This is a genomic window from Streptomyces sp. NPDC029138 (genome assembly GCF_055564375.1).
Map to the genome: position 1 here is coordinate 107,836 of NZ_JBVHWM010000017.1, position 14,033 is coordinate 121,868.

The 14,033-nt window shown below is 74.0% G+C and carries 11 protein-coding genes; 8 read left to right on the forward strand and 3 right to left on the reverse strand.

The annotated features are described in order from the left end of the window. Nucleotides 1-115: 115 nt before the first annotated feature. Complete coding sequence (locus ACZ4WH_RS17095; protein WP_468181098.1) at nt 116-1,081, forward strand: lysylphosphatidylglycerol synthase transmembrane domain-containing protein; 966 nt, start codon at nt 116-118, stop codon at nt 1,079-1,081. A 43-nt stretch (nt 1,082-1,124) separates the two neighbouring features. Next, nucleotides 1,125-1,889 carry a crotonase/enoyl-CoA hydratase family protein gene (locus ACZ4WH_RS17100; protein WP_468181100.1) on the forward strand — a complete coding sequence of 255 codons (765 nt, stop codon included), beginning with the start codon at nt 1,125-1,127 and terminating at the stop codon, nt 1,887-1,889. A 27-nt stretch (nt 1,890-1,916) separates the two neighbouring features. On the opposite strand, the gene ACZ4WH_RS17105 is transcribed toward ACZ4WH_RS17100, so the two are convergent. The 3 genes from ACZ4WH_RS17105 to ACZ4WH_RS17115 are packed head-to-tail and all read right to left on the reverse strand — an operon-like array spanning nt 1,917 to nt 5,970. Then, entirely contained in the window at nt 1,917-3,143 is a 1,227-nt protein-coding gene (locus ACZ4WH_RS17105) for an NAD(P)/FAD-dependent oxidoreductase (RefSeq protein ID WP_468181102.1), read from the reverse strand. Continuing rightward, nucleotides 3,140-4,543, reverse strand: coding sequence for an FAD-dependent oxidoreductase (locus tag ACZ4WH_RS17110; RefSeq protein WP_468181104.1), 1,404 nt, complete (start codon nt 4,541-4,543; stop codon nt 3,140-3,142). Before ACZ4WH_RS17110 ends, ACZ4WH_RS17105 begins: the two co-directional genes overlap by 4 nt. After that, nucleotides 4,540-5,970, reverse strand: a complete 1,431-nt coding sequence (locus ACZ4WH_RS17115; RefSeq protein WP_468181106.1) for an FGGY family carbohydrate kinase — start codon at nt 5,968-5,970, stop codon at nt 4,540-4,542. The genes ACZ4WH_RS17110 and ACZ4WH_RS17115 overlap by 4 nt, the downstream gene beginning before the upstream one ends. 325 nt (nt 5,971-6,295) lie before the next feature. On the opposite strand from ACZ4WH_RS17115, the gene ACZ4WH_RS17120 reads away from it, so the two are divergent. The 6 genes from ACZ4WH_RS17120 to ACZ4WH_RS17145 all read left to right on the forward strand — a co-directional run bounded on the left by ACZ4WH_RS17120 (nt 6,296) and on the right by ACZ4WH_RS17145 (nt 13,916). Further along, nucleotides 6,296-7,282: a hypothetical protein gene (locus tag ACZ4WH_RS17120; RefSeq protein ID WP_468181108.1), complete on the forward strand. Its 987-nt coding sequence runs from the start codon at nt 6,296-6,298 to the stop codon at nt 7,280-7,282. A gap of 80 nt (nt 7,283-7,362) precedes the next feature. Next, on the forward strand, nt 7,363-8,904 hold the full coding sequence (locus ACZ4WH_RS17125) for an amino acid permease (protein ID WP_468181120.1): 1,542 nt from the start codon (nt 7,363-7,365) through the stop codon (nt 8,902-8,904). A 189-nt stretch (nt 8,905-9,093) separates the two neighbouring features. Then, a complete protein-coding gene (locus ACZ4WH_RS17130) occupies nt 9,094-10,185 on the forward strand; it encodes a mechanosensitive ion channel family protein (RefSeq protein WP_468181110.1) in 1,092 nt (363 codons plus the stop codon). Nucleotides 10,186-10,226: 41 nt separating this feature from the next. After that, nucleotides 10,227-10,658 carry a DUF4186 domain-containing protein gene (locus ACZ4WH_RS17135; RefSeq protein ID WP_468181112.1) on the forward strand — a complete coding sequence of 144 codons (432 nt, stop codon included), beginning with the start codon at nt 10,227-10,229 and terminating at the stop codon, nt 10,656-10,658. A 37-nt stretch (nt 10,659-10,695) separates the two neighbouring features. Further along, a complete protein-coding gene (locus ACZ4WH_RS17140; protein ID WP_468181114.1) occupies nt 10,696-12,915 on the forward strand; it encodes an NADP-dependent isocitrate dehydrogenase in 2,220 nt (739 codons plus the stop codon). A gap of 209 nt (nt 12,916-13,124) precedes the next feature. Beyond that, nucleotides 13,125-13,916: an N-formylglutamate amidohydrolase gene (locus ACZ4WH_RS17145; protein WP_468181116.1), complete on the forward strand. Its 792-nt coding sequence runs from the start codon at nt 13,125-13,127 to the stop codon at nt 13,914-13,916. The last annotated feature ends 117 nt before the right edge of the window (nt 13,917-14,033 follow it).

The window sequence follows — 14,033 nt, forward strand, 5'->3', positions numbered from 1 at the left end:
CCGTAGAACCTCAAGGTTCGTTGAGGTCAATGTCCGCGACGGTTCACCCGTACCGGCACCCTCCTTCTCCGAGCCGCCACCCGCTGTTGGGCCGCCCCGGAGAGCCTGTGCGGATGTGACTTCCGTCTCCCTCCCCCGCCGGCGCCTGCCCCGCCGCGTCCCCGTCCGCCAGGTGCTGTGCCTGGTGCCGCTCGTGCTCGTGGCCGTGGCCGCCGTGCGGCACCGCTCGGTCCTCGCCGAGGGCTTCGGCCAGCTGCGGACCGCCTCCTGGCCGTGGCTGCTCGCGGCGGCCGCGGCGACCTGTCTGACCTGGGTGGCCGCCGCCTTCACCCGGCAGGGCGCGGTGCTCCAGCCGCTGCCCAAGGGCCGGCTGCTGGCCACCCAGTTCGCGGCGGGCGCGGCCAACCATCTGCTGCCGACCGGGCTCGGCGCGGGCGCCGTGAACCTGCGCTTCATGACCGTGTGCGGGGTGCCGCTGGCGCGTTCCTCGGCCGCGCTCGCCCTGTACCTGCTGGCGGAGTGCGTGGGCCGGCTCGGGCTGCTGGCCGTGCTGCTGATCGCGTTCCCGGACGCGCTGCGGCTCGGCCCCCTGCTGCCGGACGGCTCGGCGCTGCCGCTGATGCTGGGCGCGGCCGGCCTGCTGGTCGTGGCGGGGGCCGTGGCGGCGTTCGTACGACCGCTGCGCACGCGGGTGTCCGCGTTCGCGCGGGACGCCCTGGGCGAGGCCCGGTCGGTGCACACCCGCCCGGCCCGGGCCCTGGCGCTGTGGGGCGGCTCGCTGGCCTTCCCCGCGCTCCAGGCGGCCGGGCTCGCGGCCGTCGGGCAGGCGCTGCGGCTGCCGGTGCCGCCCGCGCACATGGTGCTGGCCTACCTCGCCGCGACGGTCGCGGTGGCCCTGGTGCCCACACCCGGCGGGCTGGGTTCCGTGGAGGCGGCGCTGATCGTGGCCCTGGTGGCGGTGGGCGGCCCGGCGGCGGTGGCGACGGCGGTGGTACTGGCGTACCGGATCATCACCGTGTGGCTGCCGCTGGTGCCGGGGGCGCTGACGCTGGGCGCGCTGGTGCGGCTGAAGGTCATCTGAGGCACAGTGGCCCTTCGAGCCCCCCGGAGAAGGAGCACCCGTCGTGCCGGTCCGCACAGAACGCGAGGAGTACGTCACCACGGTCGTCCTCTCCCGGCCGGAGGCCCGCAACGCGGTGGACGGTCCGACGGCCGCCGAACTGGCCGCCGCCTTCCGGGCGTTCGAGGCGGACGACCGTGCCCGGGTGGCGGTGCTGTGGGGCGAGGGCGGCACCTTCTGCGCGGGCGCGGACCTGAAGGCGATCGGCACCGAGCGCGGCAACCGGGTGGCGGAGGACGGCGACGGGCCGATGGGGCCGACGCGGATGCGGCTGTCGAAGCCGGTGATCGCGGCGGTGGCCGGGCACGCGGTCGCGGGCGGCCTCGAACTCGCCCTGTGGTGCGATCTGCGGGTCGCGGAGGAGGACGCGGTGTTCGGGGTGTTCTGCCGCCGCTGGGGCGTGCCCCTGATCGACGGTGGCACGGTACGGCTGCCCCGGCTGATCGGCACCGGCCGGGCCCTGGACATGATCCTCACCGGCCGCCCGGTCCCGGCCCGCGAGGCGTACGAGACGGGTCTGGTGAACCGGCTGGTCCCCACCGGACGGGCCCGCGCCGAGGCGGAGGCGCTGGCGGCACAGATCGCCCGCTTCCCGCAGGCCTGCCTGCGCGGTGACCGGGCGTCGGTCCTGGACCAGGAGGGGCAGGACGAGGAGACGGCGCTGCGCGGCGAACTCCGGTGGGGTATGGGGGTGCTGGCCGAGAGCGCGGAGGGCGCCGCCCGGTTCGCGTCGGGTGCCGGACGGCACGGGTCGTTCGCGGACTCGTGAACCGCTGCTCCTCCGGCGGTCCCGCGCTCAGCCGGTGCTCACCCGTACCGCCCCGCCCCCGGGGTCGACGCGGTCGTGCCAGCGGGCGGTGAGGGTCAGGGTGCGGTCGGGCAGGGCGGTGGCGCGTCGCTCCCGGTGGAGGAGGCGGCCGTCCTGGTGGACGTACAGGACCGGGCGGTGCAGCGGGGTGCCGGTGCGCAGCACGTGGTGGGCGGGCGGGGTGGACGGGGTGACGCGGTTCGGGGCGATCCAGCGCAGCGGCGGCTCGACGGTCACGGGTACGCCCGGGGCCGGCCAGGGTGCGCCCGCCAGGAAGTCCAGCACCGCGCCGGCCGCCCGGGCGCCCTCGCGGGCCGCCGTGCGGGCGGGCTCCACGGGGTGCAGGAGGTTGCCGGCGGCGAAGACACCGGGGCGCGAGGTGTGCGGGGTGGCGCCGACGGCGGGGCCACGGGTGCCGGGGTCCAGGGTGAGGCCGCCGCGCCGGGCCAGTTCTTGGTCGGGGACGAAGTCGCCGGTGAACACCACGGTGTCGCACGGGAGTACGGTCGTACGGCCGTCCCGGTGGCGGACGCGGACGCCGGACAGGCGTCCGTGGCCGAGGAGTTCGGTGACGGTGGTGCCGGTCAGCAGCGGAACGCCGTGACGCAGCCGTTCCGCCTGGGCGCGGGCGCGGCCGGTCTGGGCGCGCGGGTGTTCCGTGACGAGGGCGACGACCTCGGCGCCGGCCGCGCGGACGGTGCCGGCCGCCGCGTAGGAGACGTCCGCCGCGCCGACCACGACGGCACGGGTGCCGATGCGCTGCCCGAACAGGTGGACCGCCTGCTGGAGTTCGCCGGTGGTGTAGACGCCGGCGGGGCGGGTGCCGGGCACCAGCCGGGCGGTGCGCGGGCGTTCGCGGGCCCCGGTGGCGAGGACGACCGCCCGTGCCTGGATGGTCTCCGGGCCGCCGGGGCCGACGGCGGTGAGCACGGGTCCCGTCGGCGCCCAGTCCAGCGCCGTCACACCGGTCCGGACGGTGGCGCCCGCGCGCTCGGCGGCCTCCGTGAGCAGGCGGGCGTACCCGGAGCCGGTCAGCGGGTGCGTCCAGGTGCCGAAGCCGCCGTGCGCGCAGTGCCGGGGCACTCCGCCGGGCCGCGCCTCCCGCTCCAGCACCTCCACGCGGCCGGCACCGGCGGCGGCCAGCCGCGCGGCGGCGGCGAGCCCGGCGGGACCGGCGCCGACGACGAGGACGTCCACGTGACGCGGGGCCGTCATGGCCGCATCCCCCGCTCGAACAACTCCCGTACCGCCGCCCCGCAGTAGAACCCCTGGCAGCGGCCGGCCCGGGCGCGGGTGCGGCGGCGCAGGCCCTCCAGGCTGCGCGGCGGGACCGTACTGGCGAGGGCGTCGCGGATCTCGCCCCGGGTGACGCGCTCGCAGTGGCAGACGAGGGTGCCGTACTCGGGGTCGGCGGCGATGAGGTCGGGCCGCTGGTAGGGGCGCGGGAAGGCCTCGCCGAGGTTGGGCATGGTCACCGGCTCCGGCTCGCGTACCGGTCCGAGGTCGAGGCCGCCGTCGGCCAGCAGGCCGGTGACGTGGGCGGCGATGGCCAGGGACGCGGTCAGGCCGGTGGAGCGGATGCCGCCGACGGTGACGTACGCCTGGCCGGGGTGCTCGGTGATGCGGTAGTCCTCGTGCCCGGTGGCCGCGCGCAGCCCGGCGTAGACGGCGGTGACCTCCTCCTCCAGCAGGGCGGGCAGGACGCGCCGGCCCTTGTCCCGGAGGGCGGCCAGCCCGTCGGCGGTGGATCCGGTGGCCCGCTTGTCGCGCAGGTCCTCGGCGGTGGGGCCGAGCAGGACGTTGCCGTGGACGGTGGGGGCGACCAGGACGCCCTTGCCGAGGGCGGTCGGCACGGGGAGCAGGATGTGCCGGACGAGGGGGCGGGCGAGCTTGTCGTGGACGAGGAGCTGGCCGCGCCTCGGGGTGACGGTGAAGTCCTCGTGGCCGAGCGCCCGGTCCAGGGTGTCGGCGTGCAGTCCGGCCGCGTTGACCAGGTGGCGGGCGCGCAGGGTGCCCCGGCTGGTGGTCAGCACGTGCCCGTCCGACGGACTCACCTCGTGCACGGCGGCGTTGAGGTGCAGGTCGGCTCCGGCGCGGACCGCCTGGGTGGCGTACGCGAGGGTCGTCGTCCAGGGGCAGATGATGCTCTCGCCGGGGACGTGCAGGGCGCCGAGCGCGCCGGGGCCGAGGTGGGGCTCGCGGGCGTACAGCTCGTCGGGGCCCAGCAGGGCCGTGTCGTGGCAGGCGTTGCGCTCGGCCTTCTCGGCCAGCCGGGGCAGCGCGGCGAGCTGTTCCTCGTCCCAGGCGACCAGCAGCGCGCCGACCCGTTCGACGGGGATGCCGGTCTCGGTGGCGTAGGCGCCGAGCCGCGCGTATCCCTCGCGGACCAGACGGGCCTCCAGGGTGCCGGGGGTCGCGTCGAAACCGGTGTGCAGGATCGCGGTGTTGGCCTTGGAGGTGCCCTGGCCGACGTCGTCCTGGGCCTCGACGAGGGCGATGCGCAGGCGGGGCCGGCGGGCGAGTTCGCGGGCGATGGCGCAGCCGACGACGCCGGCGCCGACGATCGCCACGTCGTACGGCGTCCTGGGCAGCGGCCCGGCCGCGGTGACGGTCACGGGACGAGGAGGGCCGCGACGGCCTCGCGGAACCCGGCGCGGCGTTCGGCGGCCCGGTCGGCCGGGATGCGGGGCTCGTACACGGCGGCGGGTTTCCCGTCGGGCAGGGCGGCCTCGACGCTCAGGCCGGGGTCCGCGCCGAGGCGGGCGAGGGCGGCGGCGCCGAGCGCGGTGGCGTCGGGCAGCGCGGACACCTCGACGGGGCGTTGCAGCAGGTCGGCCTGGGTCTGCATGAGGAGCGCGGAGCGGGTGAGGCCGCCGTCGACGCGGAGCGTGGTCAGGGGCGCGCCCAGGTCGCCGGCGGCGGCTTCGGCGAGTTCGGCGACCTGGGCGGCGATGCCCTCGCACAGGGCGCGCACCAGATGGCCGGCGGTGGTGTCGAGGCCGAGTCCGGTGAGGGAGCCGCGCAGGTCGCCGCGCCACCAGGGGGCCGCGAGTCCGGCGAGGGCCGGGACGAAGGTGACCCCGCCGCTGTCGGGGACGGTGCCGCCGACCGCGTCGAGGTCGGCGGCGGAGGAGAGGACGCCGAGGTCGGTGAGCCAGCGGACGGCGGAGGCGGCGGTGTAGACCTGGCCGTCCAGGCAGTAGCTGGTGTGTCCGGCCAGCCGCCAGGCCACGCAGCTGACCAGGCCGGACTCCCCCCGCCGGGGGCGGTCGCCGGTGTGGGCGAGCAGGAACGCGCCGGTGCCGTAGGTGCACTTGGCGGCGCCGGGCCCGGTGACGCGCTGGGCGAGCAGGGCGGCCTGCTGGTCGACGATCAGTCCGGTGAGCGGGATCTCGGGGCCGAACGCGCAGGTTGTGCCGACCTGTTGCGCGGCGTCGGTCACCTCGGGGAGGCGTTCGCCGGCCAGGCCGTACAGGTCGAGGGCGCGCGGAGACCACTCGGCGCGGTCCAGGTCGAGCAGTTGGGTACGGCCGGCGGTGGCGGCGTCGGTGGCGAAGGCGCCGGTGAGGCGGTGGACCAGCCAGGCGTCGGACGTGGTGACGACGCCGTCGCGGGTGAGGTGGCGCCGAATCCAGGCCATCTTGGGGGCGGCGAAGTACGGATCGAGGGGCAGGCCGGTCAGCTCCCGCAACTCGTCGGCGTGTGCGGCGAGTTCGGCGCAGACGGTCTCGGCCCGTCGGTCCTGCCACACCAGGGCGTCGGTCAGCGGGCGGCCGGTGGCAGGGTCCCAGGCGAGCACGGTCTCGCCCTGGTTGGCGAGGCCGAGCGCGACGACGTGCTCACCGGCGTCGGCGAGCGCGCGCCGGCCGGCCTCGACCACCGAGTCGTACAGCCGCGCCGGGTCCACCTCGACCAGGCCGCCGGGCAGATGGCGCGGGCGCACCTCGGCGAATCCGGTGCCGAGGACGCCGCGTTCGGGGCAGACGACGAGCGCCTTGGTGCCGGACGTGCCCTGATCGACGGCGAGCACCGGCCCGGTCATCGCGCGTCCTCCGCACGAGCGGGGCGACCGTCTTCCGCACGGGCAGGGCGAGCGCCTTCCGCCCGCGTCCGACCCGCGCCCTCCGCTGCGGCACTGAAGATCACCGCGCCAGCCTGCCGCCGCCCCGGGCCCGGAGTCAAGGTCTTCCCCTCATCGGCCAACTCGCCCTGCTGGTCATTGACTTGGCAACAATGGTACGGCGAAACCCACGCCTCTATAGTGACCGCCGACCACCCGAGACACCTTCGTCACCGCCCAGGGGAGGGCTGTTGCAACGTCACCCCGCCACCTCGCCCGTGCACCCGTGGCCGGGGGCCGGCGGCTGATGGCCAGAGACGGAGCCCGCCCCTCCTACGACCCCGCCGGCCCCGACCACGCGCTGCGCGCCGCGCTCCAGGACCTGCGCACCGGCCGCTGGATGGCCATGCGCACCCTGCTCGCGGAAACCACGCAGTGGTGGCAGTGGACCCAGCGCACCCAGGTGCTGGCGGCGTCCGCGGCCGGCACCGACGTGGTACGGGCCTGGCTCAGCGAGGAGCCGGACAGCGCGCACGCGGTGGTGATGCACGCCCGGGTCGGCGTCGAGCGCGCGCTGCGGGCCCGTCGGGAACGACACCGCCGTACCCATGAGTTGTGGATCGAGGCGTGGGACGCCGCCCAGTCGGCGACCGTGGCCGCCCCGAAGGACCCGGTGCCCTGGGTGTGCTTGCTGGCGCTGGCCCAGCTCGACCCGGAGCAGCGCTGGGAGGAGCACCGGGCCGCCGCGCCGGAGCCGATGCTGCCGCCGGGCCCCTGGGGCCTGCTGGCCGAGGCCGGCAAGCGCGACCCGTTCAACCGGGAGGCGCACCACCGGATGCTCCAGTTCCTGTACGCGCGCGGCGGTTCGGGCCGGCTCGCGGAGGCCGCGGCGTACGCGCAGTGGGCCGCCGGCCAGGCCCCGCCCGGCTCCGCGCTGCACCTGCTGCCGCTGTACGTCCGGGTCGAGCGCTACCGCCGGGACAGCGGGCACGACGCGGCGCTGGATCTGCACTGGGTGGTGGAGGAGGCGGCCCGCGAGGCGCGGCGCGCGCTGCACTCCTGGTTCGAGCGGACCGAGCCCGCCGAGCGCGCGCTGCCGGACCTCAACCATCTGGCCCACGCGCTGTGGGGCTCCCTGCGATTCCCGGACGCGGCACGGGTGTTCGACGCGATCGGCCCCTACTTCACTCCCCCGCCCTGGATGTACCGCACCCCGGACCGGGACCGCGCCGTGGAGATCTTCGTTCAGGCCCGGGACCGCTGCCGGGCCGCCACGGAGGGCTCCCGCTCCTGAACTCCACCAGCACGCACGCCCGTTGAACGCTCCCCCCGTTCGAAAGCCTGTTGATTCCCGGAGGTCCCCGCGTGTCCCCCATCCCCGATCCCACCCCCGCTCCCTCTCCCGCCCCCTTCCCCGGTCTGCCGCAGCAGGACGAGGAGCAGCGGCTGCGGGAACTCGGCTACCGGCCGGTCCTGGCCCGCCGCATGGGCGGCTTCGGCAACTTCGCGATCAGCTTCTCGGTGATCTCGATCCTGTCCGGCTGCATGACCCTGTACGGCTTCGGCCTGAACACCGGCGGCCCGGCCGTGATGCTGTGGGGCTGGGCCGGCGTCGGCCTGTTCGTGCTGTGCGTCGGGCTCGCGCTCGCCGAGGTCACCAGCGCCTACCCGACCTCCGGCGCCCTGTACTACATGGCGGACCGGCTCGGCGGCCGGCGCTGGGGCTGGTACACCGGCTGGCTGAACCTGCTCGGCCTGCTCGGCGCCATCGCCGGCATCGACTACGGCGCCGCCCTGTTCACCGGCGCGTTCGCCAACATCCAGTGGGGCTTCGAACCGACGCCCGGCAGGACGATGCTGATCTTCTGCGCCATCCTGCTGCTGCACGCGACGCTGAACCTGTTCGGCGTGCGCCTGGTCAGCGTGCTCAACTCGGTCAGCGTGTGGTGGCACCTGGCGGGCGTGGCGCTGATCGTCGGCGCGCTGGTGATCGTCCCCGACCACCACCAGTCCGCGTCCTTCGTGTTCACCAAGTTCGTGAACGAGACCGGCTGGTCGAACCCGCTGTACGTGGCGGCGATCGGCCTGCTCCTCGCGCAGTACACCTTCTCCGGCTACGACGCCTCCGCCCACCTCTCGGAGGAGACCTCGCACGCCTCGGTGGCCGCCTCCCGTGGCATCGTCCGCGCCATCTGGGTGTCCTGGCTCGCCGGTTTCGTGCTGCTGGCCGGTCTGACCTTCGCCGTCCAGGACTACGACGCCACCCGCACCACCGACACCGGCGTACCGCCCGCCCAGGTCCTGTTGGACGGCCTCGGCACCGACGGCGCGAGCGCCCTGCTCCTCGTGGTCATCATCGCCCAGCTGTTCTGCGGCAACGCCGAGGTGGCGGCGGCCAGTCGGATGGTGTTCGCGTTCAGCCGGGACGGCGCGCTGCCCGGTTCGCACCTGTGGCGCACGGTGAGCGGCCGTACCCAGACGCCGGTCGCCGCCGTCTGGCTGTCCGTGGTCGTGGCCTGCGTCCTCGCCCTGCCGTCGCTGTACTCGGCGACGGCGTACAACGCGGTGACCGCCATCAACGTCATCGGTATCACCCCGGCCTACGCCATCCCGGTGTTCCTGCGGCTGCGCGCGGGCAACCGTTTCCAGCCGGGTCCGTGGCAACTGGGGCGCTGGAGCAGGCCGATCGGCTGGATCGCGGTGGTGTGGGTGGCGTGTGTGACGGTCCTGTTCTGCCTGCCGCAGGCGTCCCCGGTCACGGTCGACACGATGAACTACGCCTCCGTCGCGCTCGCCGTGGTCCTCGTCCTGGCGAGCGTCTGGTGGTACGTCGCCCGCCGGTCGTACGGCACCCCCACCACCGCCGCGTACGGCAGCGACCGCGACCAGGCGGAACTCGCGGAGGGCATCGTCTGAGCGGACTGCCCGAAGAGCGCCGGTCATGGTACGAACCGGTGTGCCGGATACGGCAGGATGAACGAGCGCGCCGGCCACCGGAGTTCCTTCGGCCGGCGCGGTCGCACATCCCGGACATCGAGCAGGTGACAACGTGACGACACTTCACAAACGGCTCTCCGCAGCGGCCGCACGCCCCGGAGGTGACCGGTGAACCGCGCGCTGACCCTGGACGACCTCGTCCTCGCCGGCATCGCCCTGGCGGCGGGCCTGGTGCTCGCCTTCATGTCGCGCACGGTGCTGCGCTGGCTCGCGAAGCACGCCAAGCGGACCCGGTGGAGCGGCGACGACGTCATCGTGGAGGCGCTGCGCTCGGTCGTCCCCTGGGCGGCGATCGCGGGCGGCGCGGCGGCGGCAGCGGCCGTGCTGCCGCTCACCCGGACCGTGCAGCACCATGTGAACCAGGTGCTCCAGGTCTGGCTGATCATCGTGGTGACGTTCTCCGCGGCCCGGGTGATCGCCGGTCTGGTCCGTTCGGTGACCCAGTCCCGTTCCGGGGTCGCGGGCTCGGCGACCATCTTCGTCAACATCACCCGCGTCCTGGTCCTGGCGATCGGCTTCCTGGTCGTGCTCCAGACCCTGGGCATCTCCATAGCGCCGCTGCTCACCGCCCTGGGTGTCGGTGGTCTGGCGGTCGCCCTGGCGCTCCAGGACACGCTCGCCAACCTCTTCGCGGGCATCCACATCCTCGCCTCCAAGACCGTCCAGCCGGGTGACTACATCCGGCTGAGCAGCGGCGAGGAGGGCTACGTCGTGGACATCAACTGGCGCCAGACGACGGTCCGCCAGCTCTCCAACAACCTGGTGGTCATCCCCAACGGCCAGCTCGCCAAGGCCAACATGACCAACTTCACGCGGCCCGAGCAGGAGCTGACCGTGCTGGTGCAGGCCGGAGTGAGCTACGACTCCGACCTGGAGCACGTCGAGCGGGTCACCGCCGAGGTGGTCACGGAGGTCATGACGGAGGTCACGGGCGCCGTGCCGGAGCACGAGCCCGCCATCCGCTTCCACACCTTCGGCGACTCCCGGATCGGCTTCACGGTGATCCTCGGCGTCGGTGAGTTCAGCGACCAGTACCGGATCAAGCACGAGTTCATCAAGCGGCTGCACCGCCGCTACCGCGAGGAGGGCATCCGTATCCCGGCCCCGGCCCGCACGGTCTCCCTCCAGCAGGGCTCGGCGGTGATCCCGCAGCAGCGGAGCGGGGAGGGCGCGGTGTCGGGGGCGCAGGCCACGGAGTAGCCCGGCCGTATGTCCTGACCGACACGTATGCTCGAAGCAGCATGACCACCCCGGCCCCGGACCCCCGCTCGCTCGACCGGCGGCTGGACGCGCTCGCGCGCCAGCCGTTCCGGGCGAAGTTCCACCTGCGCGGGCGGGACCGGGCGACCGCCGTCCTGAAGGGGCCGACGACCCTGCGGTGGCACGCGTACGACCTGATCGCCCGGCGGCTGGCGCCGGCCGAGCCGTACAAGGACGGCCGGCAGACGCCGTACCGCGGCCACCCGGTGTTCGTGGCCCAGCACGCGACCGCCACCTGCTGCCGGGGCTGCCTGGAGCGCTGGCACGGCATCCCCAAGGGACGCGCGCTGACCCGCGCCGAACACGTGTACGTGGTGGACGTGATCTGCCGCTGGATCGCGCGCCAGATGGCGGACGGCGCCTTTTCCGGCCAGGACCCCTGTCGAGCCGACCCCGATCACGAGATATCTTGATGTCGAGCAATGTTGCAGACGTGGAGCGGAGCACCCGGTGACTGACTCGACCATCATCTACACCTACACAGACGAGGCCCCGGCCCTGGCGACGCATTCGTTCCTGCCGGTGATCCAGGCGTACGCCTCGCAGGCCGGTGTGCCCGTGGAGACGCGTGACATCTCGCTGGCCGGGCGCATCATCGCCGTCTTCCCGGAGTACCTGAACGAGGACCAGCGCATCCCCGACGCGCTGACCGAGCTGGGCGAGCTGGCCAAGACCCCCGCGGCCAACATCATCAAGCTGCCGAACATCTCGGCGTCCATCCCGCAGCTGAAGGCCGCCGTCGCCGAGCTCCAGGGCAAGGGCTACGCGCTGCCGGACTACCCGGACGACCCGAAGACCGACGAGGAGCGCGAGATCCGCGCCCGCTACGACAAGATCAAGGGCTCCGCCGTCAACCCGGTGCTGCGTGAGGGCAACTCCGACCGCCGTGCCCCGGCCTCGGTGAAGAACTACGCCAAGACCCACCCGCACCGCATGGGCGCCTGGACCTCCGAGTCCAGGACCAACGTGGCGACCATGGGCGAGAACGACTTCCGCTCCACCGAGAAGTCCGTCGTCGTCTCCGAGGCCGGCGCCCTGAAGATCGAGCTGGTCGGCGAGGACGGCAGCACCACCGTCCTGAAGGAGTCCGTGCCGGTCCTCGCGGGCGAGGTCGTCGACGCGTCCGTCATGCGCGTCGCCGAGCTGAACTCGTTCCTGGCCGCGCAGGTCGCCCGCGCCAAGCAGGAGGGCGTCCTGTTCTCCGTGCACCTGAAGGCCACGATGATGAAGGTCTCCGACCCGATCATCTTCGGTCACGTGGTGCGCGCCTTCTTCCCGAAGACGTTCGCGAAGTACGGCCAGACCCTCAAGGCGGCCGGCCTCACCCCGAACGACGGCCTCGGCGGCATCCTGAAGGGCCTGGAGAGCCTGCCCGAGGGCGCCGAGATCAAGGCGTCCCTGGAGGCCGAGATCGCCGAGGGCCCGGACCTGGCCATGGTCGACTCGGACAAGGGCATCACCAACCTGCACGTGCCCTCCGACGTCATCATCGACGCCTCCATGCCGGCCATGATCCGCACCTCCGGCCACATGTGGGGCCCGGACGGCCAGGAGCACGACGCCCTCGCCGTCATCCCGGACTCCTCCTACGCCGGTGTCTACCAGGCCGTCATCGAGGACTGCCGGGCCAACGGCGCCTACGACCCCTCCACCATGGGCTCGGTCCCGAACGTCGGCCTGATGGCGCAGAAGGCCGAGGAGTACGGCTCCCACGACAAGACCTTCGAGATCCCGGCCGCCGGCACCGTCCGCCTGACCGACCAGAACGGCAACGTCCTGATCGAGCAGCCGGTCGCGCAGGGCGACATCTTCCGCGCCTGCCAGACCAAGGACGACCCGATCCGCGACTGGGTCAAGCTGGCCGTCACCCGCGCCCGCGCCACCGGCGACCCGGCGGTGTTCTGGCTGGACGAGACGCGCGCCCACGACGCGCAGCTGATCGCCAAGGTCAAGCAGTACCTGCCGGAGCACGACACCGAGGGCCTGGACATCCGCATCCTGTCCCCGGTCGAGGCCACCAAGCTGTCGGTGGAGCGCATCCGCCGCGGCGAGAACACCATCTCGGTGACCGGCAACGTGCTGCGTGACTACCTGACCGACCTCTTCCCCATCCTGGAACTGGGCACCAGCGCCAAGATGCTGTCGGTCGTCCCGCTGATGGCGGGCGGCGGCCTGTTCGAGACGGGCGCCGGCGGCTCCGCGCCGAAGCACGTCCAGCAGCTGGTCAAGGAGAACTACCTGCGCTGGGACTCCCTCGGTGAGTTCTTCGCCCTGGTGCCGTCCTTCGAGCAGTACGCGGAGGCCACCGGCAACACCCGCGCCAAGGTCCTCGCCGACACCCTCGACCGCGCCACGGCGACCTTCCTCAACGAGGACAAGTCCCCGACCCGGCGCGTCGGCGGCATCGACAACCGCGGCAGCCACTTCTACCTGTCCCTGTACTGGGCGCAGGAGCTGGCCCGGCAGACCGAGGACGCCGACCTCGCGAAGGCGTTCGCGCCGCTCGCCGAGACCCTCGCGGCCAACGAGCAGACCATCGTGGAGGAGCTGATCGCGGTCCAGGGCTCCCCGGCCGACATCGGCGGCTACTACCAGGTCGACAAGGCCAAGGCGGACGCGGTCATGCGCCCGTCGGCCACCTGGAACGAGGTGCTGGCGTCCCTCAGCTAGTGCCTGCGGCGCCTGAGCGGGTGCCTGCGGCGCCTGAGCCGGTGCCCGCGGCGCCTGCCTGAGCCCCCGAGGTGACGTGCCCTCCGCCCCGGCCGGGAACCCCCCGGCCGGGGCGGAGGCATGCGAGGCGGAGGCATGCGGGGCGGAGCCGTTGTCAGTGCCGTGTGGCACCTTGATCGTGCACGCCCCCAACACCTCAGGAGCAGCCGGTGTCCCAGACCGCCCCCTCGTTCGACCTTCTCCCCGGCGCCGCCGAGTCGCCGGTGCTGCTGCATGTGCCGCACTCGGCACGGGCGATACCGGAGGAGGTGCGCGCCGGCATCGTGCTGGACGACGCCGGGCTGGAGCGGGAGCTGGACCACATCACGGACGCGCACACCGCCGAGATCGCCGAGCGGGCCGCCACGCTCGCCGGGGTCCGGCCCTGGCGGTTCGTGAACCGGCTGTCGCGGCTGGTGGTGGACCCCGAGCGGTTCCCGGACGAGCGGGAGGAGATGCTCGCCGTGGGCATGGGCGCGGTGTACACACGGACCACGCACAAGGGCGAGCTGCGGCCCGCCGACACCGACCCGGAGCCGCTGCTCGCCCGCTGGTTCCGGCCGTACGCCGCGGCCATGACGGAGGCGGTGGCCGGCCGGCTGGCCGCGACCGGGCGGGCCGTGATCATCGACGTGCACTCGTATCCGGCCCAGCCGCTCCCGTACGAGCTGCACGGGAGCGGGCCGCGCCCGCCGGTGTGCCTGGGCACGGACGCCTTCCACACCCCGCCGGCGCTGACCGAGGCCGCCCGCAAGGCGTTCGCCGGCTGCGGCGAGACGGGCCTGGACAGCCCGTTCGCCGGGACGTACGTGCCGCTGGAGTTCTACGGCACGGACGCCCGGGTCGGCGCGCTGATGGTGGAGATCCGGCGGGACACGTACATGACGGAGCCGGGCGGCCCCGCCGGTGCCGGCCTGGACCGCCTCGCCACCGCGCTGGCAGCGCTCGTCGACGCGGTATGACCGGCCCGGCGGGGGGGGGGGGCCCCCACCCCCGGACGGACCAGGGGAAACGCACCCAAAGGGCCCCCCCATGGAACCACCCCCCCCCCCGCCGACCCGGGTCGACCCACAGCCACT